Origin of the sequence: Streptomyces camponoticapitis, from assembly GCF_014646115.1 — a bacterium.
Classification (GTDB): Bacteria; Actinomycetota; Actinomycetes; order Streptomycetales; family Streptomycetaceae; genus Streptomyces; species Streptomyces camponoticapitis.
The window spans coordinates 1-26386 of sequence record NZ_BMMV01000016.1 but is presented as its reverse complement, the minus strand read 5'-3'; the positions used below and the strand labels follow the sequence as shown (position 1 = coordinate 26386).

At 70.9% G+C, this 26386-nt stretch carries 20 protein-coding genes; 15 read left to right on the top strand and 5 right to left on the bottom strand.

Translation table 11 applies throughout. The features are described from left to right. Positions 1-35 precede the first annotated feature (35 nt). The gene (gene manB, locus IEY79_RS23045) at positions 36-1118 is read left to right on the top strand and encodes a mannose-1-phosphate guanylyltransferase (protein ID WP_189109478.1); all 1083 of its coding nucleotides are present in this window, start codon (positions 36-38) and stop codon (positions 1116-1118) included. A gap of 980 nt (positions 1119-2098) precedes the next feature. After that, positions 2099-3130, top strand: a complete 1032-nt coding sequence (locus tag IEY79_RS23040) for a DNA-3-methyladenine glycosylase family protein (RefSeq protein ID WP_189109477.1) — start codon at positions 2099-2101, stop codon at positions 3128-3130. Between the two features lie 26 nt (positions 3131-3156). On the opposite strand, the gene IEY79_RS23035 is transcribed toward IEY79_RS23040, so the two are convergent. Genes IEY79_RS23035 through IEY79_RS23025 form a run of 3 tightly spaced genes read right to left on the bottom strand, consistent with a single transcriptional unit; the run spans position 3157 to position 5961 of the window. Further along, positions 3157-4482, bottom strand: coding sequence for a coenzyme F420-0:L-glutamate ligase (locus IEY79_RS23035; protein WP_229701055.1), 1326 nt, complete (start codon positions 4480-4482; stop codon positions 3157-3159). Continuing rightward, complete coding sequence (gene cofD / locus IEY79_RS23030; RefSeq protein ID WP_189109476.1) at positions 4479-5447, bottom strand: 2-phospho-L-lactate transferase; 969 nt, start codon at positions 5445-5447, stop codon at positions 4479-4481. The genes IEY79_RS23035 and cofD overlap by 4 nt, the downstream gene beginning before the upstream one ends. Positions 5448-5460: 13 nt before the next feature. Further along, positions 5461-5961 carry a cysteine dioxygenase gene (locus IEY79_RS23025; protein ID WP_189109475.1) on the bottom strand — a complete coding sequence of 167 codons (501 nt, stop codon included), beginning with the start codon at positions 5959-5961 and terminating at the stop codon, positions 5461-5463. A gap of 641 nt (positions 5962-6602) precedes the next feature. Between IEY79_RS23025 and IEY79_RS23020 the strand changes: the two genes are divergently transcribed. The 3 genes from IEY79_RS23020 (at position 6603) to IEY79_RS23010 (ending at position 12549) form a co-directional block, all read left to right on the top strand. Further along, on the top strand, positions 6603-6866 hold the full coding sequence (locus IEY79_RS23020) for a WhiB family transcriptional regulator (RefSeq protein ID WP_023541320.1): 264 nt from the start codon (positions 6603-6605) through the stop codon (positions 6864-6866). Between the two features lie 278 nt (positions 6867-7144). Further along, positions 7145-10933 (top strand): glycosyltransferase, encoded by a 3789-nt coding sequence (locus IEY79_RS23015; RefSeq protein ID WP_189109474.1) that lies wholly within the window; start codon positions 7145-7147, stop codon positions 10931-10933. Then, on the top strand, positions 10930-12549 hold the full coding sequence (locus IEY79_RS23010; protein WP_189109473.1) for a DUF5719 family protein: 1620 nt from the start codon (positions 10930-10932) through the stop codon (positions 12547-12549). The genes IEY79_RS23015 and IEY79_RS23010 overlap by 4 nt, the downstream gene beginning before the upstream one ends. Before the next feature lie 29 nt (positions 12550-12578). Here IEY79_RS23010 and IEY79_RS23005 read toward each other — a convergent pair whose 3' ends face one another. Then, positions 12579-13007, bottom strand: a complete 429-nt coding sequence (locus IEY79_RS23005) for a metallopeptidase family protein (protein WP_189109601.1) — start codon at positions 13005-13007, stop codon at positions 12579-12581. Positions 13008-13279: 272 nt separating this feature from the next. On the opposite strand from IEY79_RS23005, the gene IEY79_RS23000 reads away from it, so the two are divergent. The 9 genes from IEY79_RS23000 to IEY79_RS22960 all read left to right on the top strand — a co-directional run bounded on the left by IEY79_RS23000 (position 13280) and on the right by IEY79_RS22960 (position 23719). Next, positions 13280-13708, top strand: a complete 429-nt coding sequence (locus IEY79_RS23000; RefSeq protein ID WP_189109472.1) for a DUF3499 domain-containing protein — start codon at positions 13280-13282, stop codon at positions 13706-13708. A gap of 240 nt (positions 13709-13948) precedes the next feature. Further along, positions 13949-15565, top strand: coding sequence for an L-lactate permease (locus IEY79_RS22995; RefSeq protein ID WP_189109471.1), 1617 nt, complete (start codon positions 13949-13951; stop codon positions 15563-15565). A gap of 94 nt (positions 15566-15659) precedes the next feature. After that, entirely contained in the window at positions 15660-17018 is a 1359-nt protein-coding gene (locus IEY79_RS22990) for a phosphomannomutase/phosphoglucomutase (RefSeq protein WP_229701054.1), read from the top strand. Positions 17019-17226: 208 nt separating this feature from the next. Then, positions 17227-17409 (top strand): Trm112 family protein, encoded by a 183-nt coding sequence (locus IEY79_RS22985; protein ID WP_189109470.1) that lies wholly within the window; start codon positions 17227-17229, stop codon positions 17407-17409. A 96-nt stretch (positions 17410-17505) separates the two neighbouring features. Next, the gene (locus IEY79_RS22980) at positions 17506-18642 is read left to right on the top strand and encodes an SIS domain-containing protein (protein ID WP_189109469.1); all 1137 of its coding nucleotides are present in this window, start codon (positions 17506-17508) and stop codon (positions 18640-18642) included. Between the two features lie 115 nt (positions 18643-18757). Continuing rightward, entirely contained in the window at positions 18758-19927 is a 1170-nt protein-coding gene (manA, locus tag IEY79_RS22975; RefSeq protein ID WP_189109468.1) for a mannose-6-phosphate isomerase, class I, read from the top strand. Between the two features lie 99 nt (positions 19928-20026). Beyond that, entirely contained in the window at positions 20027-21094 is a 1068-nt protein-coding gene (locus IEY79_RS22970; protein WP_189109467.1) for a cation diffusion facilitator family transporter, read from the top strand. Between the two features lie 366 nt (positions 21095-21460). Further along, positions 21461-22918: an adenosylhomocysteinase gene (gene ahcY / locus IEY79_RS22965; RefSeq protein ID WP_189109466.1), complete on the top strand. Its 1458-nt coding sequence runs from the start codon at positions 21461-21463 to the stop codon at positions 22916-22918. A gap of 186 nt (positions 22919-23104) precedes the next feature. Then, the gene (locus IEY79_RS22960) at positions 23105-23719 is read left to right on the top strand and encodes a hypothetical protein (RefSeq protein WP_189109465.1); all 615 of its coding nucleotides are present in this window, start codon (positions 23105-23107) and stop codon (positions 23717-23719) included. Between the two features lie 34 nt (positions 23720-23753). Here IEY79_RS22960 and IEY79_RS22955 read toward each other — a convergent pair whose 3' ends face one another. Beyond that, positions 23754-24701: an RDD family protein gene (locus IEY79_RS22955; protein WP_189109464.1), complete on the bottom strand. Its 948-nt coding sequence runs from the start codon at positions 24699-24701 to the stop codon at positions 23754-23756. A gap of 119 nt (positions 24702-24820) precedes the next feature. On the opposite strand from IEY79_RS22955, the gene IEY79_RS22950 reads away from it, so the two are divergent. Continuing rightward, entirely contained in the window at positions 24821-25828 is a 1008-nt protein-coding gene (locus tag IEY79_RS22950) for a stage II sporulation protein M (RefSeq protein WP_189109463.1), read from the top strand. Positions 25829-26386 lie beyond the last annotated feature (558 nt).

Here is a 26386-nt window from a genome sequence, read left to right as displayed (position 1 = left end):
ACCGCCGACCCCAGCAGGAAGCAGAGACGAACAAGGTGACTGAAGCGATCCTCCTGGTCGGCGGCAAGGGCACCCGGCTGCGGCCGCTCACGGTGCGTACGCCCAAGCCCATGGTCCCGGCGGCCGGCGTCCCGTTCCTCGCACACCAGTTGGGACGGGCGCGGGCGGCCGGGGTCGAGCACATCGTCCTCGCGACGTCCTATCTGGCCGAGGTGTTCGAGCCGTACTTCGGGGACGGCTCGTCCCTCGGCCTTCGTCTGGAGTACGTCACCGAACGCGAGCCGCTCGGCACCGGCGGCGCGATCCGCAACGTGGCCTCCCGTCTGGACTCGGGACCGGACGACCCGGTGCTGATCTTCAACGGCGACATCCTGACGGGCCTGGACATCGGCGCGCTGGTCGGCACCCACGCGTCGTCGGGGGCGGACGTCTCGCTGCATCTGACGCGGGTCGAGGACCCGAGGGCGTTCGGGCTGGTGCCGACGGACGACGACGGCCGGGTCACGGCGTTCCTGGAGAAGCCGCAGACGCCGGAGGAGATCGTCACCGACCAGATCAACGCGGGGGCGTACGTCTTCCGCCGCTCGGTGATCGACTCGATCCCGGCGGGCCGCCCGGTGTCGGTGGAACGGGAGACGTTCCCGGGCCTGCTGGAGTCGGGGGCGCATCTGCAGGGCATGGTCGACTCGACGTACTGGCTGGACCTGGGCACCCCCCAGGCCTTCATCCGCGGCTCGGCGGACCTGGTCCTGGGCGTCGCCCCGTCCCCGTCCGTCCCCGGCCGCTGCGGCGACCGGCTGATCCTGCCAACGGCCAGGGTCGCCCCGGACGCGAAGCTCACGGCGGGCACGGTGATCGGCGAGGGAGCGGTGATCGCGGAGGGCACCCGCATCTCGGGCAGCGCGATCCTTCCCAACGCGGTGATCGGCCCAGGCGCGGTGATCACGGACTCCCTGGTGGGCGCGGGAGCCCGAGTGGGAGCCCGCACGACCCTGTCGGGCACGGTGATCGGCGACGGCGCGACGGTGGGCCCGGACAACGAACTCCAAACCGGAGCCCGCATCTGGTGCGACACGACGCTCCCACCGCGCTCCATCCGCTTCTCCTCGGACGAGTAGGGGGCGTCCCGCCTGGGCGTCCGGTGTCTGTCCGGGACGCCGCCCGCCGGCCGCCGACGTTTTCGCGCGCCGCGGTTGGCGCTGTCGCCCCTTCGACTCGGCCCTGCGAGCGCACCCGACTTCGCCGATACGGCCGACGCCGCCTGGGCCGGGGGCCGACCGGGTGCGGACGGTTTTGTTCGGGGCAGTCGGCGCCGCCGCCTGGGCCGGGGGCCGACCGGGTGCGGACGGTTTCGTCCGGGGCAGTCGGCGCCGCCGTCTGGGCCGGGGGCCGACTGGGTGCGGACGGTTTCGTCCGGGGCAGCGGACGGGTGCGCTGCCCCGGTTTCGGTCGGCTTCGCCGAGGCGCAGCCCCATCTCAGGGGGCGGGGTGTTGCCTCGGTCCCGGCCGAGCGTGCCAGGTGCCGTTGTCTGTCCGGCAGGACGACCCCTGTTCCCGAAGCTGACCCGCGCGGGCGACTTCGCCCGGCGTAGCCCGTGGCGGGAGCGCCACGTGTCGGCGCGGCGCAGCCCGCCGTCTCGCGTTTTCCTGTCACGGGGGCGCGAGCGCGGCCGGCTTGGCCTGACGCAGTCGGGGCCGCCGTCTGGGCCGGGGTTCGGCCGGGTGCGGACGGCCTCGTCCGGGGCCGTGGACGGGTGTGCTGCCCGGGTTCTGGCCGGCTTTGCCTGGCGCCGTTGTCTGCCCGCAGGGGCGGCCCCCTGTTCCCGGAGCTGCCCTGCGCGGGCGACTTCGCCCGGCGCAGCCCGCCGTCTCGCGTTCCTCCCGCACGGGGGTGCGTCGGCCCGGTTCTGGCCGGCCTTGCCAAGCGCAGCCGGTGGTTCTGCCCACAGGGGGCCGGGGCGCAGGCGGTCACCTTGCCTCCCCGGCACGGGGGTCCGGGGGCCTGCCCCCGGTTTCGGGAAGGGGCGGGGTTGGGGAAAGGGTCCCGCCCGGCAGCGCCTACCCTCTTCACAGACCCCGACCCCCAAGGACCCTCCCCGTGGCAGGCCGCTTCGCCCCCCGCCCCCGCACCACCCCCGCCCTACCCACCCCACGGCAGAGCCGCCCCGCCACACCCCCCAAGACGCGCCTCTGGGTGCCGGACGGGGACTTCGAGCTGGGGCTCGTCCTCGGGCCCCTCCGGCGCGGGCCCGCCGACCCCACCTTCCGGATCTTTCAGGACGGTTCGGCCGTCCGTGCCACCCGGACCCCCGAAGGTCCCGGCACCCTGCGGGTCAGGGCCGGCGACGGCGGCGTGCGCGGCGAGGCGTGGGGCCCCGGCGCTGACTGGCTGCTGGAGCGGCTGCCCGAGATGCTCGGCGCGTCGGACGACCCCGACGCCTTCGTCCCGCGCCACAGACTCGTCGCCGCGGCCCAGCGCCGCCGCCCCGGCCTGCGCCTGTGCCGCACGGGCCTCGTCATGGAGTCGCTGATCCCGTCGGTCCTGGAGCAGAAGGTCACGACGATCGAGGCGAACCGATCCTGGCGGCACCTCGTACGGAAGTACGGCGAGCCCGCCCCCGGCCCGTACGGCGACTCACCCCTCGGCCGCTCCGGCAGCCGCCCCGACGACCGCCGTGACAGCCGGATGCACGTCATGCCCGACTTCCGCACATGGGCCATGATCCCGTCCTGGGAGTGGCACAAGGCCGGTGTCGACGCCAAGCGCTCCGACACCATCGCGCGCGCCGTCCGCGTCGCCCGCCGCCTGGAGGAAGCCACCACCATGGAGCCCGAACTCGCCGCCGCCCGGCTTCAGTTGATCCCCGGCATCGGCCCCTGGACCTCCGCCGAGGTCCTTCAGCGGTCGAACGGCGCCCCCGACGCCGTCACGGTCGGCGACCTCCATCTGCCGGGCATCATCGGCTACGCGCTCGCCGGCCGCCCCGACACCGACGACGCCGGGATGCTCGAACTGCTGGAGCCGTACGCCGGACAACGCCACCGTGCCGTACGGCTCATCCTTCTCACCGGCCGTACGCCACCCCGCCGCGCCCCCCGCATGCCCGTCGGCAGAATCGCGCATCTGTAGCCGTACGACAGAGGACAGAGAGCTCCTCAGCGCACCGAGATGAAGTCCTCCGCCGCCCGCCCCGGCCGCTCCTTCGGCTCAGCCGCCGCGTGCCCGACCGCCACCGCGCCCATCGGGTCCCAGTTCGCGGGCAGTTGGAGCACGTCCCGCACGACGTCGCGGCAGAACATCGTCGACGACACCCACGCGGAGCCGAGCCGCTCACCCGCCAGCGCCACAAGGAAGTTCTGCACACCGGCGCCCGTCGCGACCACGAACATCTCGCGCTCCGCCGTGTCCCGCCGCTCGTCCCCGTAGGCGTGCGCGCCGTCCGCGACCAGGCACGGCACCACCAGATACGGCGCCGCGCGCAGCACGTCCCCGCGCCGCACCCGCTTGGCCACGGACTCCTCCGACTTGCCGTCGCGGCGCAGGTCCGCGATCCACGCGTCCCGCATCGCGTCGAGCAGCCGGACGCGCGACTCGGGCGACTCCAGCAGCACGAACCGCCACGGCGTCGTGTGATGCGGCGCCGGCGCCGTCACGGCCGCGGCGACCGCGCGCCGCACCGCACCCGGATCGACCGGCTCGTCCGTGAACTCCCGGACCGTACGCCGCTGGGTGACCGCTTCCCGTACCGCCTCCGACGTCCCGAGCCGGAACATGTCGTCGGCCGCGCCGCGCACCATCGCCCGCGCGCCGTCCGCGGATTCGCCCACCAGCCGCGCGAGGCCGGTCACCACCGCCACCGGCAGCCCGGCGGACTTGCCCTTCACCAGGTCGCCGGCGGCGGCCAGTTCGTCGGCGAGAGCGACGACGGTCGCGCTCAGCGGATTGCCGTGCGCGTCCGTACCGCCACGCAGATCGTCCAGGACCCGCACGCCCGCCGCGCCGATGGCGACGTCCGTCAGCCCGTTGCGCCACGGCCGGCCGAAGGTGTCGGTGACGATCACACCGACGTCCACGCCGAGCGCGTCCCGCAGCCCGTCCCGCAGGGCACGAGCGGAGGCGTCGGGGTCCTCGGGCAGCAACAGCACCGTCCCCGAAGGGGTGTTGGAAGCGTCGACACCGGCCGCCGCCATCACCAGCCCCTGCCGGTTCTCCACGATCCGCAGCGGCCCGCGCCGCGCGACGACACGGACGGTCTCCGCGTCGATCGCCGCCTCGCGGTCCTGTGCCTCGACGATCCTGCCCTCGGCCTTGGACACGATCTTCGACGTGACGAGGAGGATGTCGCCGTCGACCAGGCCGGGCCCCGCCGCGACGATCAGCTTCGCGAGATCGTCGCCCGCGCGGACCTCCGGCAGCCCGTCGAGCGCCCGGACGCTGTACGACTCGGTCACCGGACCTCCGCCTTCTCCGAGAGAAGTCACGCCCGCACCTCCTCGGCCAGCGCCAGCGCCTCGCGCGCCATCGCGGCCGTCGCTTCCAGGTCGGTCATCATCAGCGGTACGGCCCTGCTCCGGATCCCCGCGCCCTCGATCTCCGCGACCGACGCCGCGTCCACCGTGTCGACCAGCCAGCCGTCCAGCAGCCCCGAACCGTAGTGCTGTGCCACGGCCGTGGCCGTCGACTCGACGCCGATCGCCGCGAGGACCTTGTCGGCCATGCCGCGCACGGGCGCGTCCCCGACGATCGGCGAGAGCCCGACGACGGGCACCCCGGCGTCGGCGATCGCCTCACGTATCCCCGGCACGGCCAGGATCGTGCCGATGCTGACGACGGGGTTGGACGGCGGGAAGAGGATCACGTCCGCCGCGGCGAGCGCCTCCAGCACGCCGGGCGCCGGCTTGGCCTGGTCGGCGCCGACGGGGACGACCGCGTGGGCCTCCACGGAGGCGCGCATCTTCACCCAGTACTCCTGGAAGTGCACGGCCTTGCGCTCGCCGGTGGGGCTGTCCGGCACGTCGACGGCGACATGCGTCTCGACGCGGTCGTCGGACATCGGCAGCAGCCGCACCCCGGGCTTCCAGCGCGCGCAGAGCGCCTCGGTGACCGCGCTCAGCGGATAACCGGCGCCCAGCATCTGCGTGCGGACGATATGGGTGGCGAAGTCACGGTCGCCGAGGCCGAACCACTCGGGCCCCACGCCGTACGCCGCGAGCTCCGCCTTGACCTGGAACGTCTCGCCCTCGCGTCCCCAGCCCTGCTCTTCATTGATGCCACCCCCGAGGGTGTACATCACCGTGTCGAGGTCCGGGCAGACCTTCAGCCCGAACAGATGGATGTCGTCACCCGTGTTGCCGATCACCGTGATGTCCGCGTCCGGCGCGGCCTGCTTGAGGCCACGCAGGAAACGGGCACCACCGATACCGCCGGCCAGAACCACAATGCGCATGCTGTGCAGTTTGTCAGGCGGGTACGACATCCTGGGCCGCCGGGGCGCAGCGCGCGGAGTGCATCGGCATTTCGGTCAGACCCGGGAAGTAGATGTGCAGACTGACGGCCGGTTCGATCGAGTCGTTGACCACCTCGTGGACGTAGCCGGGGGCGAAGACCCGCTGCGCGCCGCCACCGAGGCTCCGGCTCGTCCGCTCCGTACGCTCCGTCAGTTCGCCCTCCAGGACCGTCAGGACACCTGAGGAGAGGCCGTGGTCGTGCAGCCCGCTGCGCTGGCCGGGCACCCAGGAGAGCAGCCAGACCTCGTAACCGGGTCCGGTGCTCAGCCGGTGGTACCAGCGGCTCGCGGCGTCGTACTCGACGAGCGTGGCCCACCGGGAGCGGTCGGCGGCGATGGCACGGGCCAGACCGGCGAACTCGGCCACGGTGCCCGGATGCTCGCGCGCGGGCTGGAGCAGGTGCGCCACCTCAAGGATGTCGCCTGCGATCTGAAGGTCACTGTCGCTGTTCATGGGTGTGGAGGTTCCTCGGCAGAAAGGGGAGAACGACCCCGGGAAAAGGGGGGAACGGGGAACTACGTGTCCGGCCGGAGCTTCGGTGGCTCAACAGCAGGGACAACAGGAACAGCAACAGCGAGCCTGGACAGCGCTGCGGAACCCACGGGTGTGGGTCGCGTAGGGCGCTGAGGCGGTCGGCATGCCTTCAAAGGTGGCGGGAACGGTTCCCGGCTGTCAACTCAATGACCGATTTGGCGCCAATGTTTCACCTCATCCGGTTACTGAGTTCGGAGAAAGGTTTGTGCGGGCGCTGACGTGGAGACATGGCGCAGCAGTCGTGCTCGCAAACACCGTCATGCTCCCGTGATCAGACTGTGATTCGGATCGCTTCCGTGGCTGAATCGCAACATCGGCCGGACTCCGGGCGTCTCCCTCGCGGAGGGAGTGGATGTGAGCTGGCCAGTGGTATGTGTCAGGTTTTTGGTGATTTCAACACTTTCCGCATAGCCTTGGTTCCGCAGAGTGAATACCGGGACCAATAGCAGATCTCGGCTTGACTGGCTCGTATCCGCACACTTGTAATTTCACTCGTGTCGTTCGGCCGAAAACGGTAGCGGCCGCAAGCACGGGGACGTAAAGACAGACGAGGGGCGCACATGACCGAGCTGTTCGAACAACTGCTGGTCGAGGACGCGGACGAGGAACTCGGCTGGCAGGAGCGCGCGTTGTGCGCCCAGACCGATCCCGAGTCCTTCTTCCCCGAGAAGGGCGGCTCCACCCGCGAGGCCAAGAAGGTCTGTCTCGCCTGTGAGGTCCGCTCCGAATGCCTGGAGTATGCCCTCGCCAACGACGAGAGATTCGGTATCTGGGGCGGTCTGTCCGAGCGTGAACGGCGCCGTCTCAAGAAGGCCGCGGTTTGAACAGTTCAGGCCATTCTCCGATCGCGCCCCACGCGATAGCCCGCGCAACACCTCGCGCGACATCTTCCGAACGGTCCGTCGGCTGCGACCTCTTCGCAGGCGGCGGACCGTTGTCGTGACCGCCGGAGACCGCCCGGCCCGGCGCTCCCTCCCGGGTCGTCCGGTTTGTCCAGGCGCTCGGCGATCCGGCGCCTGTTCGTACCGTTAGTGTGGGGCCCCGTCCGAGACGCCCCAACGCCCCGTCGGGGCGACCCCCCGGCCGGAGGGCCCCTACCTCGATGTCCGCCACCACAGCCGCGTTCGTTCCCGCCAATGCACCGGAGTACCCGCGGCACGTCGTGACCGCAGTGCTCGTCTCCCACGACGGTGCCCGCTGGCTCCCCGACGCCCTCACCGGGCTGATCGGCCAGGAACGCCCCGTACAGAACGTCATCGCCGCCGACACCGGCAGCGCCGACGAATCGGCCACGCTGCTCACCGAATCGCTCGGCCCGGACCGTGTCGTCCACCTCGCCCGCCGTACCAGTTTCGGTACGGCCGTCGAGGAGGCGGTCCGTACCGCCGGCGTGCTCACGCCCGACGACCTGCCGTATCTGAAACGGCCGAGCGGCTGGGACCCTGTCACCAGAACCTGGCAGGACGACGCGTACGACATGCCCGAACTGCCCCACGGCGAGCCCGTGCAGTGGCTGTGGCTGCTCCACGACGACTGCGCGCCCGACCCCGACGCCCTCGCCGAGCTGCTGCGCGTCGTCGACACCGACTCGCACGCCGCGATCGTCGGCCCCAAGCTGCGCGGCTGGTACGACCGCAAGCAGCTTCTGGAGGTCGGCGTCTCCATCGCCAACAGCGGCCGCCGCTGGACCGGCCTCGACCGGCGCGAACAGGACCAGGGCCAGCACGACCAGGTCCGTACCGTGCTCTCCGTCTCCAGCGCGGGCATGCTCATCCGCCGGGACGTGTGGGAGGAGCTCGGCGGCTTCGACCGCAGACTCCCCCTGATGCGCGACGACGTCGACCTGTGCTGGCGCGCGCACGCCGCGGGACACCGGGTGCTCGTCGCACCCGACGCCGTCCTCAGACACGCGGAGGCGGCCGCACGCGAGCGCCGTACCGTCGACTGCGCCGGCCGCTCCGTCGTCAACCCGCACCGGGTCGACAAGGCGGGCGCCGTCTACACGATGCTCGTCAACTCACGCAGCGGCATCCTGCCCTACGTACTACTGCGGCTGGTCGTCGGCACGCTCCTGCGCACCGTCGCCTACTTGGTGGGCAAGGCGCCGGGACAGGCCGTCGACGAGGTCATGGGCCTGTTCGGCACGCTGCTGCGGCCCGGCAGAATCATCGGCGCGCGAAAACGACGCGGCAAAGGCGTCGTGGAGCCGAGCGAACTTCGCGCGCTTTTCCCGCCACCCGGCGCCACCGTCCGGGCAACGGTCGAGCAAGTAGCTGGAAGCCTCGGTGGCGGCTCTGAGACCGAGGCCGGTGGCTCACGCCACGGCGCGGTGGAGTCGGGCCCCGGCGGGGACGACGCGGACTTCCTGGAGGTCGAGCAGTTCGCGCGGCTCAAGCGCCTCGCGCACCGGCCGGGCCCCGTGCTCTTCGCCGTACTGCTCGTCGTCTCTCTCGTCGCCTGCCGGGCACTGCTCGGCGGCGGCGCCCTCGCGGGCGGCGCGCTGCTGCCCGCGCCGCCGGACGTGGCGGGCCTGTGGTCCCGTTACGCCGACGGCTGGCACCCCATCGGCACGGGCGGCACCCAGACAGCGCCTCCGTACCTCGCGGTCCTCGCCGCCCTGTCGGCGCTGTTCCTCGGATCGACCGGCTTCGCGCTGACCCTGCTGCTCGTCTGCTCCGTGCCGCTGGCCGGAGTCACCGCGTACTTCGCCTCCCGCCCGCTCATCGAGTCGAAGCTCCTGCGGGCCTGGGCGAGCGTCGCGTACGCCTTCCTGCCCGCCGCCACCGGCGCCCTGGCCACCGGGCGGCTCGGCACGGCCGTACTGGCCGTCCTGCTGCCGCTGATCGCACGGGCGGCCGTCGCGGCCTACGGGTTCCGCGCCGGGGACAGCGAGAGCGCCGCGCGCGGGAGTTGGCGCGCCACCTGGGCGTACACCTTCCTGCTCACCTTCGCGATGGCCTTCACGCCCATCGTCTGGCCGATGGCGCTGGTCCTCGGCATCGGCGTCCTGGTCTTCCGGCGTGACGACATCGTCGCGTACGGGCTGCGCCTGCTCGCCGTGGTCGGCACCCCGCTGCTCGTCCTGGCCCCCTGGTCGCTCTCGCTGCTGACGTCTCCGTCCGGCCTCTTCCGCGAGGCGGGGCTGGAGTTCGGTACGGGACAGGCCACCGCGCTCGATCTGCTCGGCCTGAGCCCCGGCGGCCCCAAGGCCGCCGGCGGACTGCTGCTGATCGGTGTCGTCCTGGCGGCACTGGCCGCACTGCTGCGAGGCGAGCGGCAGTTCGCCGTACGGGTGGCCTGGGTGGCCGCCCTCGTTGCACTGGTCTTCGCCGTCCTCGCCAACAACTCCGGCTGGGCCGGCCCCGCCACCCTCGTCTACGGTCTCGCCCTCATCGCGGCGTCCGTCCTGGGCGCGGAAGGCGCCAGGGAACGCGTCGCAGCGATGAGCTTCGGCTGGCGCCAGCCCGTCGCGGCGGTCATCGCGCTCGCGGCCGGGGCGGCCCCGCTGCTCGCGGCGGGCGGCTGGATGATCAGCGGCGCCTCGGGCCCGCTGGAGCGGCGCGACCCGGTGCAGGTACCGGCGTTCGTTGCCGAGGAGAGCATCACCCGCGACCAGCCGCGCACGCTGATCCTCGGCGGTACATCGCCGGCCGAGGTGTCGTACTCCCTCGTACGCGGCTCGGGCGGCCGGATCGGTGACGCCGAGCTGACCGAGTCGGGCGGCAGCGACCCCGGGCTCGACAAGGTCGTCGGACGCCTCGTCGCGGGCTCCGGCGCGGACCAGACCGACCAGCTCAGCGGCTTCGCGATCCGCTACGTCCTCGTACGGGACGGCGCCCCGGCGCAGATGTCGCGCGTGCTCGACTCCACCCCCGGCCTCAGCCGGCTCAGCCAGCTCGACGGCAGCGCGCTGTGGCGCGTCGACCGTCAGATCTCGCGGGCCACGATCATCGAGGGGGAGAGCGACGCCGAGCCGCTGCCCGTCGGATCGTCCACCGTCGAGGCCCACACCGACATCCCGGCGGGCAAGGACGGACGGGTCCTGCGGATCGCCGACCGGGCCGCCGAGGGCTGGCAGGCCACGCTCGACGGCCGCGTCCTTGAGAAGACGACCGTCGACGGCTGGGCGCAGGGATTCCAGCTCCCCGCCGAGGGCGGCCGGCTCGACCTCACGTACGAGGACACCTTCACCCACACCGCGTGGGTCTGGGCGCAGGGCGCGCTCGCCGTCGTGCTGCTCGTGCTGGCCCTGCCGGGGCGGCGCAAGGAGATCGACGACGACCTGCCCGACGAGCGCGCCGACGTGCCCGCGCAGCCCGTGTCGGGCGAGGGCCGCCGGGCGCGCAGGCTGCGGGCCGCCGCGCAGGCCGAGGCCGAGGGCCAGGACGAGCCGGAACGCGCCGAGGGCGCCGTCGGGCCGGGGGAGGCCGCGGAGGCCGCCGGGACCGCCGGCGTCGCACCGCCGATGCCGGCGGAGGACCCGTACGTCACGGCCGCCGCCGTGCCGCAGCAGCAGTCGTACGGGGAGTGGGACGGACAGACCGCCTACCAGGGCGCCGACTACGGCTCGTACACGAACGAACAGCAGTACCAGGGCGGGCAGAACGAACAGCAGCAGTACGAAGGCGACCCCTACCAGGGCGCGCGGCAGTACGACGGCGGTGCTCCTCAGTACGAGGGCGCTCCCCAGTACGACGCCGACGGCTACCAGGTGTACCCGCAGTACCAGGCCGATCAGTACCAGCAGCAGGCACCGGTCCAGTACGACCAGTACGGATACGTCGTCCAACAGCCCTACGCGGAAGGGCAGCAGCCCTACACCGGCACCCAACAGCCGTACACCGACGGCAACGAGAACGAGCAGCGTCCCGACGGGAGCAGCAACCAGTGAACCGCACGACACTCTCCCTCCTCGCGGCCGCCACCGCGCTCGCGGCGGTCACCGGTTTCGCCGCGGTCACCGCGCCCGGCGGCGACGACGCGACGGCGACGGCGAAGACACCCGCGCGGCTTCCCGTGGAGCGCAGCAGCCTGCTCTGTCCCGCGCCCAGCACGTCGGAGCTCGCCGAGACGGTGTACACGTCCTTCACCCCGGGCGGTACGGCGGGCGGGGGTACGGGCGGTGCGGCCGAACTGGCCCCGTCCGTCGCGCCCTTGGACGACACGGAGGCCGCCGACGACGAGAAGAAGACGGACGAGGCGGCGACCGACGACGAGACGGAGGACGACCCGGCCAAGGACGACGGGACGAAGGACGACGAGACCAAGAAGCCCGCGGCGGACGGCGCGGACGGCGCGGACGCGAAGGTCAAGCCGTTCCTGGCCCTCAAGGGGCCTGGAAAGCCCGTCTCGGCGAGCAAGAACGCCGCGGACGCCCCCGCGCTCGTCGGGTCCGCCACCGGCGCTCTCGCGCCCGGCTGGACCACTCAGCAGACCACCACGATCACGGCCGGAGAATCGCGCGCGCTGCTCGGCATGAGCTGCACCCCGCCCGACACCGACTTCTGGTTCCCGGGCGCCTCCACCGACAAGTCGCGCCAGGACTACGTCCACCTCACCAACCCGGACGACACGGCGGCCGTCGCCGACATCGCGCTGTACGGCAAGGAGGGCACGCTCAAGTCCAGTACGGGAGAGGGCATTCCGGTCCCCGCGCGGTCCAGCGTCCCCGTCCTGCTGTCCACCCTCACGGCGGAGGCCGAGCCGAACGTCACCGTCCACGTCAGCACCCGCACGGGCCGCGTGGGCGCGGTGGTGAACGCCGCCGAGGAGAAGGCGGGCGGCGACTGGCTGGCCGCCTCCGCCGACCCGGCGCCCCGCCTCGTACTCCCCGGAGTCCCGGAGGACGCCACCTCCGTACGACTGGTGGTCTTCGCGCCCGGTGAGGACGACGCGGAGCTGAAGGTGCAACTGGCGGGCAAGAGCGGCACGATCGTCCCGGCCACCGCCAGTGAGACGCTCAACGTCAAGTCGGGCATGACGGCCTCGCTCGACCTGGGGGACGTCACCAAGGGCGAGGCCGGCTCGGTGAAGGTCGGGCCGGCGGAGGGCGGGGGCGAAACCCCGGTGGTCGCCGCGCTGCGCGTCGTACGGGGCAAGGGCACCGACCAGGAGGTCGCCTTCATCCCCGCGACCGGCCCCGTGACGGAGCGCGCGACGGTCGCCGACAACCGCGCCAAGGGCTCGACGCTGTCGCTCACCGCGCCGAACGGGACGGGCAAGGTGAAGGTCACGGCCTCGGCGGGCAGCGAGGGCGGTGAGCAGGTCGTCAAGACGTACACGGTCAAGGGCGGCACGACGCAGGCGGTCACCCCGCCGGTGCCGACGGGGCTCAAGGGCTCGTACGCGCTGACGGTCGAACCCGAGTCGGGCGGTCCGGTCCACGCGGCGCGCACGTTCGCGGAGACGAAGGACGGCGTGCCGATGTTCACGGTGCAGACACTGCCGGACGACCGGGGCATGGTGTCCGTACCGGCGACGAAGGAAGACCTCTCCGTACTGAAGTGACGCCGAGGGTGGGGCGCGCCTCGCCGCGGTCAGTCCTGGCCGTACCGCGGATCGACGGATTCCGGTGCCAGCCCGAGCAGTTCGGCGACCTGTTCGACCACGACCTCGTGGACGAGCATGGCGCGCTCCTCGCGGTTCTTCGTACGGATCTCGACGGGCCGCCGGTAGACGACGATGCGCGCGGGCCGGTCCTTGCCCTCGGGGACGGACCGGCCGAGCGGCACCGACTCGTCGTCCGCGCCGGGCACGTCGAGCACCAGGAAGTCGATCTCCGCCAGCTGGGGCCAGCGCCGCTCCAGCCGCTCCACGGAGTCCCGTACAAGATCACGGAACGAGTCCGAGCGGCTCGCCGAGAGCGGGACCTGCGGCGGCGCGACCGGACCCCGCATACCGCGGCCGTGGCGGTCTCGGCGACGTGGTCTCGGTTCGGTCGGCTGCTGCGGTACAGGACTGTCCATCACTGACGCAGGGTAGCTCTCCGCGGAACGCCGCGACGGTGCCCGAGGGGCCCACCGGACGTCATGTCGCAAATTGAGCATTCCGGCCAAGCTTGGGCTCGTTTCGCTACGTCCGCCGGATCGTGGAACTCGCCTTCATTGGCGGGATTTGCCCCAAGTGGTGACTGGGTCACTGACGGTGATTGACCGATTACTCGTCTTCCCGCGCAGGTCAGGGCAGTTGCGTGGGTGCCGGATGGGGTGAACGCGGCGTCACGACACGGTGGGGTGAGGTGGGGGAGAGTCGTCGCGGCCCGCTCAAGAGTGCGGTACCGTCCAACATCGTGAGCCCTGTACGTCGCTGTTCGCGCACCGCGTGCGGCCGTTCCGCTGTCGCGACACTGACGTACGTCTATGCCGATTCGACCGCGGTCCTCGGTCCGCTCGCCACGTATGCCGAGCCCCACTGCTACGACCTGTGCGCGGAACACAGTGAGAGACTCACCGCGCCCCGTGGCTGGGAGGTCGTCCGGCTCACGGACGGGTCCGCGCCGGCCCGGCCCAGCGGCGACGATCTGGAAGCCCTGGCGAACGCCGTGCGTGAGGCCGCGCGCCCGCCGGAGCGGACGAGCGGACCGGGCGGCAACGGGCCGCGTGGCACGGATCAGACGGAGGTCGGGCGCCGCGGGCATCTGCGCGTGCTGCGTTCCCCCGACTCCTGAGGCCCGACCGCGGAGCGCTGAGCTCTGACTCCTGAGCTCTGAGCTCTGACCCCTGAACTCTGAGTCCTGGTCCTGATTCGGGCGGGTCTGTTCGGGCAGGTCTTCCGACTGGGGCGAACCGGTCCCGCGAGTTTCCGTGACGGATCCTGCACGGGCCATTGACCTCTTTTGTCGTGCACACGATCATTCCTCCAGCCGTGAGAGATCACTTTCCGCATCGCGGAATTCGGAGGCCCTGTCGTGTTCGAACAGCAATTGGAACCCGTCGCCGATTCACTCGGCCTGTCCGCCCTGGTCGCCGCGCTTCCCCTGGTCACCGTGCTGGTGCTGCTCGGCGCCGTCCGTATGAAGGCTCATCGCGCCGGACTGATCGGTCTGGCCGTCGCCGCCCTGGTCGGCTGGCTCGCCTTCGGGATGCCGATCGGCCAGACCGTCTCCGCCGGCGCACAGGGCATCGTCTTCGGCCTCTTCCCGATCATGTGGATCGTCGTCAACGCCCTCTGGGTGTACCGGATGACGGTCCGCACCCAGCACTTCGACATCCTGCGCCGCTCGTTCGGGCGATTCTCCGACGACCCGCGCATCCAGGCGCTCGTCGTCGCCTTCTGCTTCGGCGCGCTACTCGAAGCCCTCGCCGGCTTCGGTGCGCCGGTCGCCATCTCCGCGGTGATGCTCGTCGCGATCGGCTTCGACCCCGTGAAGGCGGCGGTCGTCGCCCTCGTGGCGAACACCGCGCCCGTGGCCTTCGGCGCGATGGGTACGCCGGTGGTGACGCTGGCCCAGGTGACCGGCCTGCCGCTGGACTCCGTCGCCTCCGTCGTCGGCCGCCAGACGCCGCTGCTCGCCGTTGTCGTACCCCTGGTGCTCGTCTGGCTCGTCGACGGCAGGCGGGGGCTCCGCGAGACCTGGGCGCCCGCCCTGGCCTGCGGACTCGCCTTCGGTGTCGCGCAGTTCGTGGCGTCCAACTACGTCTCCGCCCAACTCGCCGACATCGGGGCCGCGCTGGTGGGCGCCGCCGCGCTGCTCGCCGTGCCCGGCGCGCGCAAGCCGGCCGACGAGGCGGTGCGGACCTCCGTACTGACGGGCGTGCGCAGCGAGGACCTCGACGTCGAGGACGAGCGCCGCGAAGTCGTCCGCGCCTACGCCCCGTACGGACTGATCGTGGTGATCTTCTCCCTCGCGCAGATCCCGCCGATCAAGGACCTGCTGGCGAAGGCGACGCAGTCCTTCGACTGGCCCTTCCTCGATGTCGCCGACTCGGAGGGAAAGCCGGTCGGGGCCAACGTCTTCTCGCTGCCGCTCATCTCGACCGGCGGCACGCTCGTCCTGATCGCCGGCCTCCTGACAGCCGGTGTGATCGGGCTCAAGGCGAAGGACGCGGTCAAGGAGTGGGCGGCCACCGTGCACGAACTGCGGTACGCGATCCTCACCGTCGTCTCGGTACTGGCCCTCGCGTACGTCATGAACCTCTCCGGACAGGCCGCCACCATCGGTCACTTCGTCGCGGCGGCGGGCGCGGGGCTGGCCTTCCTCTCGCCGGTGCTGGGCTGGTTCGGGGTCGCTGTCACGGGCTCCGACACATCGGCCAACGCGCTCTTCGGCGCCCTTCAGGTGACGGCCGCACGCGAATCGGGGCTGTCACCCGAACTGCTGGCCGCGGCCAACAGCTCCGGTGGTGTGCTCGGCAAGATGATCTCCCCGCAGAATCTGACCATCGCGTGCGCCGCCGTCGGTCTCGCCGGCAAGGAAGGCGACCTCCTGAGGAAGGTCCTTCCGTGGAGCCTCGGGCTGCTGCTGGTGATGTGCCTGATCGTGGTGGGACAGAGCACCTTCGTGCTGGACTGGATGCTGCCGTAGGCGGTGTGACAGGCGAGGGGTCGCGCCCTCCGGGTCCTTTCTCGGGGCGGGTAGTTTGTGCTGACTGTCCGCAGAGACCTCAGGAGGGGTGGCCGTGGCCGACTTGGGCCAGATCGTGAAGGCGTACGACGTACGTGGCGTGTACCCGGACCAGCTCGACGACCGGCTCGTCGAGCTGTTCGGGGCGGCGTTCGTGGAAGTCACGGGCGCCACGGCGATCGTCGTCGGTCACGACATGCGGCCCTCCTCGCCCCATCTGTCGGCGAGCTTCGCCAAGGGCGCGGTCAGGCGCGGGGCGGACGCCACGCTGATCGGGCTCTGCTCGACGGACCAGCTGTACTACGCGAGCGGGGCGCTGGACCTGCCGGGCGCGATGTTCACCGCGTCGCACAACCCGGCGCGGTACAACGGCATCAAGATGTGCCGCTCCGGCGCCGCCCCGGTGGGCCAGGAGACCGGCCTCGCGGAGATCCGCGCTCTGGTCGAGTCATGGCTGGCCGAGGGGCCCCCGGAAGCGGCGGCGAAGCCGGGAACCATCACGCAGAGTGACACGTTGAACGACTACGCGGCACATCTGCTGTCCCTGGTCGATCTCTCGGCGATCCGCCCGCTGAAGGTCGTCGTCGACGCGGGGAACGGCATGGGGGGCCACACCGTCCCCACGGTCCTCGCGCGGCTCCCCGTCGACCTGGTGCCGATGTACTTCGAGCTGGACGGCACGTTCCCCAACCACGAGGCCAATCCGCTCGACCCCCGGAACATCGTGGACCTCCAGGCCCGCGTGCTCTCCGAAGGCGCGGACCTGGGCCTGGCGTTCGACGGCGACGCGGACCGCTGCTTCGTCGTCGACGAGCGGGGGAGGGGCGTGTCACCGTCGGCGATCACGGCCCTGGTCGCCGAGCGTGAACTCGCCAAGCACCCCGGCGGCACGGTGATCCACAACCTGATCACCTCCTGGTCGGTCCCCGAGGTCGTCAGGGAGCGCGGCGGCGTCCCGGTCCGTACGCGTGTGGGCCACTCCTTCATCAAGCAGGAGATGGCCCGCACCGGCGCGATCTTCGGCGGTGAGCACTCGGCGCACTACTACTTCCGCGAGTTCTGGAACGCGGACACGGGCATGCTCGCCGCCCTCCACGTCCTGGCCGCACTCGGCGGTCAGGACGGGCCGCTCTCCGGACTCGTCGCCTCCTACGACCGGTACGCCGGCTCGGGCGAGATCAACTCCACGGTGGACGACCAGGCGGCCCGGCTCGCCGCCGTGCGGAAAGCCTTCGCCGACCGCGAGGGCGTCACGCTCGACGAGCTCGACGGCCTGACGGTGACCACCCACGACTGGTGGTTCAACCTCCGCGCCTCCAACACCGAACCGCTCCTGCGCCTCAACGTGGAGGCCCGCGACGAACCGACGATGTCCAAGATCAGGGACGAAGCCCTTGCCTTGATCCGCTCCTGAGGGCGGGACAGCGCGCTCCGGCGAGGGCATGAGGGAAGCGTCCCGTGCCCGGCCCACCCTCGCCCCCCAGCCCAGTCCAGCCCCAGTCCAGCCCCACTTCCAGCCTCAGCCCCGGAGCGAGCCTCGCGTCACCCTCCGGCGGTAGGCTGACATGGCTCGATCCGCACCACTCCGCACGCCTCAGCTCGTTCGAAGGGACACCCACCACATGCCGCTCGAAGCCGGCCTCCTGGAGATCCTCGCCTGCCCGGCCTGCCACTCGCCGCTCAGCGACCACACGGCGGACGACATCCCCGAGCTGATCTGCACCGGCGAGGACTGCGGCCTGGCCTACCCGGTCCGGGACGACATCCCCGTACTCCTCGTCGACGAGGCCCGCCGCCCCGCCTAGAAGAGCCCGCCCGCGCAGGCCACTCGCGAAACGCCACCGCCACCGCCCGTGCCCACGCGCCGTCCACGGCGCCCGGCGATCGGAGACCTACCCGCCATGCTCGACGAGTCCTTGCTCGACGCGCCGGACGCGCTGGCCCGCGCCGACCACCGCGGGCTCCTCCTCGGCGCCGCGGAGGCCGGAGCACGCGTCCGTACCGCCGTCCGGCACGCCGCCGAGGCGGGCATCGGGAACCTCAACCCGGAGGGCCGCCCCCGCGCCGTACTGTTCGCGGGCTCCGGCACCGCCGCGCTCGGCGTCGCCGACCTGCTTGGCGCGCTCGCCGGTGCCGCCGCGCCCGTCACGCTGCTGCGCCCCACCGGCGTCGCCCCCGCGGCAGGCGCCCTGCGCTGGGCCCTCCCCGGCTGGGCCGGCTCCGTCGACCTGCTCCTCATCGCCACCACCGACGGCGGCGAACCCGGCCTGGCCCTCCTGGCCGAGCAGGCCTACCGCCGAGGCTGCAGCGTCGTCGCCGTCGCCCCGAGTCAATCCCCGCTCAGCGAGGCCGTCGGCGGTACGCGCGGTCTCTCCGTGCCCATGGCGCCGACACCGCAGGAGCAGTACGAGGAGACCCAGGCCGCCAGCCCGGGTGCCCTCTGGGCGCTCTTCACCCCCCTTCTCTCCCTTCTCGACCGTGTCGGACTGCTCACCGCGTCGGCCGAGACACTTCAGCTCGTCGCCGACCGCCTCGACACCACGGCGGAGCGCTGCGGCCCGGCCATCGCCACATACAGCAATCCGGCAAAGACTCTGGCCGCCGAACTCGCCGAGAGCCTCCCGCTGATCTGGACGGAAGGCACGGCAGCCGCCCCGGTCGGGCGCCGCTTCGCCGCCGTACTGGCCGAGTTGTCCGGCCGCCCCGCGCTCGCCGCCGAGCTTCCGGGCGCACTGCCCGCACACGGCCTCCTCCTGGGCGGCGACTTCGCCGGCGGTGCCGCCGACCCCGACGACTTCTTCCGCGACCGCGTCGAGGAGCCCCAGGCGCTGCGCGCCCGTGTCGTGCTGCTCCGCGACCGGCCCGTCGGCGGACTGACCGCGGCACCCGCGGCCCGTGAACTCGCCATCAGCCACGAGACGGCCATCAGCGAACTGGAGCCGCAGGAGGGCAGCGAACTCGAAGCCCTAGCCGAACTCGTCGCCATCACGGACTTCACGGCCGTCTATCTGGCCCTGGCATCCGGCAACCGCGAATGACTCCGACCGGCTTCCCCGACCGACCCCCGCGCTGAACTCACCTCGCACACCCCCGACTTCGCACCGTCAACTCCACGCGCCCGCACGTCACCGTCACGCGACCAGGAAGCACCCCATGGACCGCCTCTCCAACACTGTGCGCCCCTATGCCTGGGGCTCCACGACCGCCATCCCGGAACTGCTCGGCACCGCCCCCACCGGCGAGCCCCAGGCCGAGATGTGGATGGGCGCCCACCCCGGGGCCCCGTCCCGTGTCAACCGCACCACCACCCTCCTCGAACACCCCCTCTCCGAAGTCATCGCAGCCGCCCCCGAGGCTGAACTAGGAGCCCCCACCGTCAAGAAATTCGGTCCACGTCTCCCCTTCCTTCTCAAACTCCTTGCCGCAGGCGCCCCGCTCTCCCTTCAGGTCCACCCCAACCTCGCCCAGGCGAAAGAGGGCTTCGCGGCGGAGGAGCGCCAGGGCGTCCCCATCGACGCGCCGCACCGCAACTACAAGGACGCCAACCACAAGCCCGAACTGATCTGCGCCCTCACCCCCTTCGACGGCCTCTGCGGCTTCCGTGCCCCCGACAAGACTGCCGACTTCCTCGCCCGGCTGGACGTCGACTCGCTCAAGCCGTACGTCGACCTTCTGCACGCCCACCCCGAGGAAGCCGCGCTGCGCGAGATCCTCACCGCCGTGCTCACCGCCGACCCCGACGAGATGTCCCACACTGTTCATTCCTCCGCGGAAGCCGCGGCACGCCTCGGCGGCGAGTACTCGCCATATGCCTCGATCGCCCACCATTACCCCGGAGATCCCGGCGTCATCGCGGCCATGCTGCTCAACCACGTACAACTCCAGCCCGGCGAAGCCCTTTTCCTCGGCGCCGGCGTCCCGCACGCCTATCTCAACGGTCTGGGCGTGGAGATCATGGCCAACTCGGACAACGTCCTGCGCTGCGGCCTCACCCCCAAACACGTCGACGTACCCGAACTGCTCCGCGTCGTGCGCTTCGAGCCGACCGAACCCGCCGTACTCCGCCCCGAGGCGTCGCCGTCGGGCGAGGAGCTGTACGACACCCCGATCGATGAGTTCCGTTTGTCCCGCTACGTCCTGGCGCCCGGCGCGGAACCCCGCGAAATCACCGCGGGCACCCCGCAGATCCTCCTCTGCACGCAAGGCACCCCGCGCGCCAACGACTTCGACCTGGCGCCGGGTGGTTCGGTCTTCGTCCCGGCCGGTGAAAAGACCGAACTGACCGGTACGGGCACGGTCTTCCGGGCCACCGTCATCGCCTGAACCAACGCTTCGCGTACGGTCCGCTTCGGCGGCTGCAACAATGTCCCGCCGTACCCGCGGCGCCAGGGCCGCAGACCGAGGAAGGGATCCACCGCACCCATGAGCGCGTCAGGCGGAACCAAGGCGATCGTGGCGGCGCTCGCCGCGAACCTCGCAATCGCAGTAGCCAAGTTCGTGGCATTCCTCTTCAGTGGTTCGTCGTCGATGCTCGCCGAGAGCGTGCACTCGCTCGCCGACTCAGGCAACCAGGGGCTTCTGCTCCTGGGCGGCAAGAAGGCCAAGCGCGAGGCGACACCGGAACACCCCTTCGGCTACGGCCGTGAGCGCTACATCTACGCGTTCCTCGTCTCCATCGTGCTTTTCTCCGTCGGTGGCATGTTCGCCATCTACGAGGGCTACGAGAAGATCAAGCACCCGCACGAGATCGAGGCCTGGTACTGGCCGGTCGGCGTCCTCGTCTTCGCGATCATCGCCGAGTCGTTCTCGTTCCGCACAGCCATCAAGGAGTCCAACGCGACGCGTGGCAAGCGCTCGTGGAAGGAGTTCATCCGCCACTCCAAGGCCCCCGAGCTCCCGGTCGTCCTGCTGGAGGACCTCGGTGCGCTGGTCGGACTGATCCTCGCCCTCGTGGGTGTGAGCCTGGCACTCGCCACCGGAGACGGCGTCTGGGACGGCATCGGCACCCTCTGCATCGGCATCCTGCTGATCGTGATCGCGATCGTCCTGGCGGCCGAGACGAAGTCCCTGCTGCTCGGCGAGGCCGCCGGCCTGGAGGACGTGGAGAAGATCAAGGCCGCGATGGTCGACGGGACCGTCGTCACCGGCATCATCCACATGCGTACGCTCCACCTCGGCCCCGAGGAACTGCTGGTGGCCGCCAAGATCTCGGTCGAGCACGACGACACGGCGGCCGAGGTCGCGCACGCGATCAACGCGGCCGAGTCGAGGATCCGCGAAGCGGTCCCGATCGCCCGGGTGATCTACCTGGAGCCGGACATCTACAGCGAGGCGGCGGCAGCGGCGGGCACCAACCCGGCCAAGTCGCCGGGCGTCACGGACGCCGAACCGGCGCCGGAGCCGAGTCCCGGCACAACCCCCGGAGCGACCCCTGAGGCTGCCCCCGAGGCGAGTTCCAAGGCGACTCCCGAGGCCGACAAGGACCACTGATCACCCGCTCGCATCAGTAAGGAGGCCCCGGCGCATTCCGCGCCGGGGCCTCCTTACCGATGACGCGTCCGTACGCCTCACTCACGCGGCGAAAAGCCCCTGAGGCACGCGTCGAGGACCCCTCGGGGCCCGCCGATGACGGGGACCGGACACCGGTGCGCTGTGGGGCCGCTGGGCCGATCGGTGTAGATTCGTCATCAGAGCCAGACGTCGCTGCTGATGGCGGTCGGGCGGTCTGCGGCGCGGACCGGCCGAGGGAGAGAGGGCCTCCGACGGACTGCGTTGCGTACGTCCGGGCATTCGTATGCCCGCCGCCGCAGAGTCAGCCGTACCCACCCTCGACCCCTTAACGAGGAGCAGCTCGCTATGACCACTGTCGCCAACCGACAGGACTTCAAGGTCGCCGACCTCTCGCTTGCCGAGTTCGGCCGCAAGGAGATCACCCTCGCCGAGCACGAGATGCCCGGCCTGATGTCGATCCGCAGGGAGTACGCCGAGGCGCAGCCCCTCGCCGGAGCCCGCATCACCGGTTCGCTGCACATGACCGTGCAGACCGCCGTCCTCATCGAGACGCTGGTCGCGCTGGGCGCCGACGTCCGCTGGGCCTCCTGCAACATCTTCTCCACCCAGGACCACGCCGCCGCCGCGGTGGCCGTCGGCCCGAAGGGCACCCCGGACAGCCCGCAGGGCATCCCGGTCTTCGCCTGGAAGGGCGAGACGCTGGAAGAGTACTGGTGGTGCACGGAGCAGGCCCTGACCTGGCCCAACTCGTCCACCGGCGGCCCGAACATGATCCTGGACGACGGTGGCGACGCCACCCTGCTCGTCCACAAGGGCGTCGAGTTCGAGAAGGCCGGCAAGGCCCCCGACCCGGCCACGGCGGACAGCGAGGAGTACAGCTACATCCTCCGTCTGCTCAACCGCACCCTCACCGAGAACCCGCAGAAGTGGACCCTCCTGGCGTCCGAGATCCGCGGAGTCACCGAGGAGACCACGACCGGTGTCCACCGTCTCTACGAGATGCACCGCGACGGCACCCTCCTCTTCCCGGCGATCAACGTCAACGACGCCGTGACCAAGTCGAAGTTCGACAACAAGTACGGCTGCCGCCACTCCCTGATCGACGGCATCAACCGCGCCACCGACGTACTGATCGGCGGCAAGGTCGCCGTCGTCTTCGGCTACGGCGACGTGGGCAAGGGCTGCGCCGAGTCCCTGCGCGGCCAGGGCGCCCGCGTGATCATCACCGAGATCGACCCGATCTGCGCGCTCCAGGCGGCCATGGACGGCTACCAGGTCGCGACGCTGGACGACGTCGTCGGCATCGCCGACATCTTCGTCACCACGACGGGCAACAAGGACATCATCATGGCCGCGGACATGGCCAAGATGAAGCACCAGGCGATCGTCGGGAACATCGGCCACTTCGACAACGAGATCGACATGGCCGGCCTGGCGCAGGTCCCCGGCATCGTCAAGGACGAGGTCAAGCCGCAGGTCCACACCTGGACGTTCCCCGACGGCAAGACGCTGATCGTCCTGTCCGAGGGCCGTCTGCTGAACCTCGGCAACGCGACCGGCCACCCCTCCTTCGTGATGTCCAACTCGTTCGCGGACCAGACCCTGGCCCAGATCGAGCTCTTCACCAAGCCGGAGGAGTACCCGACCGACGTCTACGTGCTGCCCAAGCACCTCGACGAGAAGGTCGCGCGCCTCCACCTCGACGCGCTCGGCGTGAGGCTCACGACGCTCCGCCCCGAGCAGGCCGCGTACATCGGCGTGAAGGTCGAAGGCCCGTACAAGCCCGACCACTACCGCTACTGATCCACAGGCACCGCCGCTGACACCCAGCGGTACGGGCAGGCCCCCACACCCCCGTGTTGGGGGCCTGCCCCGCTTTCCCGCCCCCGGTCCCACCGGCTGCCGGTCCCTGTGGTTCGTGTGTACGCGAGCGGCACCCCCGTGCGCTCCCACGGCACGGCCCCGCAGGACACCGAAGGACTCCCGCACATGCCCCGTGGCCGCTACTCACTCCACGATCCCCACCACCACACCCCCCTCGGCGAAGAACACTTCCACTGCGCGCCGGGTCCCTCCGGCTGGCGCTACGTCTCCCAGATCACCGCCCCCGGCGGTGACCACGCCGGCTCCGTCGACCTCACCCTCGACGAACTCGGCCGCCCCATCCGTCTCGAACTGCACGCCGCGAGCTGGCAAGTCCGTGGCGCCGCGCTCGACGGCGTCACCTGGGTCCGCACCGACCCCACCGGCGGCGAGGCCACCGAAGGCAATGTCCGCGCCCACGCCTTCACCGGCACATCCCCCGCCTTCCTCGTCGCGATCACCCGCCTTCTCCGCCTCACCCCCGCTTCCCCGGCGACCCGAGTCCGTCTCGTCGCGTTCACGGACCCGGTCCTCGCACCCCGAACGCTCGACCAGTCCTGGGCGCTGGTGAGAAGTGAAGCGCACGCCACTGACAACGGAGCCCTGACCGTGGACGAGTACCAGGTCAGCGCCCTGGACACCGGTGAACAGCACAGCGTCCACATCAGTGGCGACGTGGTTCTCTCGGCGCCGGGCATCGAGCTCGAAGACCTCGAAACCCCGCCGTCGGCCCTGTCCTGACTTTGTCCGCCTGATCGTGTCCGCCTGACGGTGTCTATGCGGGCGGCGCGAAACCGGAGGCCGGGGGAACTGCCGGTCCTGGCTCACGACTTGCCGCTTCCACGGCATCCGGGGGCCCCTCCACCGGTCGCGCGTCCTGCGGCTCCGCGACCTCGGGCCGACCCCCGGGCGGGCGGGCGGGGGCGACCGGGCCGGTAGGTGCGCCGACCGCGGACCGGCCGGCCGTCGGCGCGGCAGAGCCGAAGGCCCGCCGCGCGTCCCGCGCCTGGCGTTCGTTGACCACAGCCGCGAGATACGCCGCCGGCGGTACGCCGGGGGGAAGCGGCACCCCCGTACGCGCCGACAGATCACCGGCCAGCCGCTGCGCCATCGACCAGCCGACGCCGGCGTCGAGTTGCCTCATCCGCGTCAGGTACTGCCGTACGGCCAGCCAGAGGTCGTCGGGCACGGAAGACAGATCCAGCTCGGAGAAGCGCCCGACGAGCCACGGGGGCGGAGGCGGTACGGCAGGGGCCCGATCGGCCGGCACACGCTCGCGTACGACCAGAGTCCCGGCGAACAGGTCCCCGACCCGACGCCCACGCGCGGACACGAGCGAAGCGATACACGCGATGACGCCGAAGGACATGAGCAGTTCCACCACGCCCATCGCCCCGCGCACCAGCGCGTGGCGGAAGCGAATCGGCCCGCCGTCGTCACGCACCACCCGCAGCCCGCAGGTCATTTTCCCCAACGACCGCCCGTGACTGAGGGTTTCCGCCGCGATCGGCACACCCACCGGTATCAGTAGGAAGCTCGCGACCGCCAGCGCCGCCACGGCCGCGGTGTCGAGCGAATCCGTCGCGATGGCGAGGACGATCGACACCACGATGTACCCGGTCCACACCACCACCAGGTCGATGACGACGGCCAACGCCCGGCTCGGCAGCTTCGCGGGGCGCAGCCCCAATACGACCGCGTCGCCCGTCACAAGCTCATTCACCGGTGCTCACCCTTCGCCGACCATCTCTGCCCCCGGACCGCTCAGTCTGCCAAGCTGGCCTGCAACGTGCCGCAGTAGTACGGACCGTACGCACCCAGTGCCTGGAGCAGCAGCCGACCATGGATCTCGACGTCTTCGTCTCGGCCCACCGACCTGAGTGGGACCGTCTGGAACATCTTCTGCGCCGTGGACGACACCTCACCGGTGCCGAGGCGGACGAACTCGTCGCCCTCTACCAGCGCACATCCACGCATCTCTCGCTGATCCAGTCCAGCGCCCCGGACCCCATGCTCATAGGACGCCTGACCCAGCTGGTCGCGCGCGCCCGCTCGGTGGTCACGGGCACCCGCCGCGCTGGCTGGCGCGACGCGGCACGCTTCCTTACGGCCGGCTTCCCCGCCGCGATGTACCGCTCCCGGCACTGGTGGATACCGGTCGCTCTGCTCTCCGTGCTCGTCGCGTCGGTCATCGGCTGGTGGATAGGCACGCACCCCGAGGTCCAGTCGGCGATCGCGGCCCCCGAAGACCTCCGACAGATGACCCGACCCGGCGGCGAGTACGAGACCTACTACTCAAGTCACCCGGCAGCCTCCTTCGCGGCCCAGGTTTGGACGAACAACGCTCAGGCCGCTGCCATGTGCCTCGTCCTCGGCGCCTTCCTCTGCTTCCCGGTGATCTGGATCCTCTTCCTCAACATGCTCAACCTCGGCGTCGGCATCGGCCTGATGTCCTCCGCCGGCCGGCTGGACACCTTCCTCGGCCTGGTGCTTCCCCACGGTCTGCTCGAACTGACGGCCGTCTTCGTTGCGGCGGGTACGGGCCTCCGGCTCGGCTGGACCCTGATCGACCCCGGTCCGTACACGCGCCGCACGGCACTGGCCCAACAGGGCCGGGCGGCGGTCGGTATGGCGATCGGACTGGCACTGATCCTCTTCGTGTCGGGCCTGATCGAGGGCTTCGTGACCCCGTCCGGCCTGCCTACCTGGGCCCGAATCGCCATCGGCGTCTTCTCCGAGCTGGCCTTCCTGGCGTACCTGTACGTGCTGGGCGGCCGAGCGGCTCGGGCGGGCGACACGGGCGACGTGGAGAGCGCCGACCAGAGCGCCCAGTTGCCCACGGCAGCCTGATGTGCGTTGACCCTTGCTGACCTGTTAGTCTCCAGTTCGCTCCACAGAGATCGGTGCCGATCGTTGACATGGTCTGTGTGGGGAGGTAGATTTGAACGGTTGGCTCCGAGTTGGACAAGCTCGGGAGCGACGGTTAATCTCTACTCGGCTCCGAGCGGGAATCGAATTTCCGCGGAGCTCTCCGATACATCATCCGAATCGCAGCGGCCGATTTAGTTCGGCCCCGTTGTTTCTGATAATGTCGGGCTCGCCGAAAGGCAAAGGGCCAGTCCGAAGGCCATTAGACCTCTTAATTGAGATCGCTTCTCCATGAGAAGTGAGACGCAAAAAGAGTCTGATAGAGTCGGAAACGCAAGACAGCAGGACCGAAGGGAAGCCCGGAGGAAAGCCCGAGAGGGTGAGTACGAAGGAAGCGTCCGTTCCTTGAGAACTCAACAGCGTGCCAAAAGTCAACGCCAGATATGTTGATACCCCGGCCTGGTCCATATACGTGGGTCGGGTTCGGGTTCCTTTGATAGAAACACAGCGAGGACGCTGTGAATGACCGGTCTTATTCCG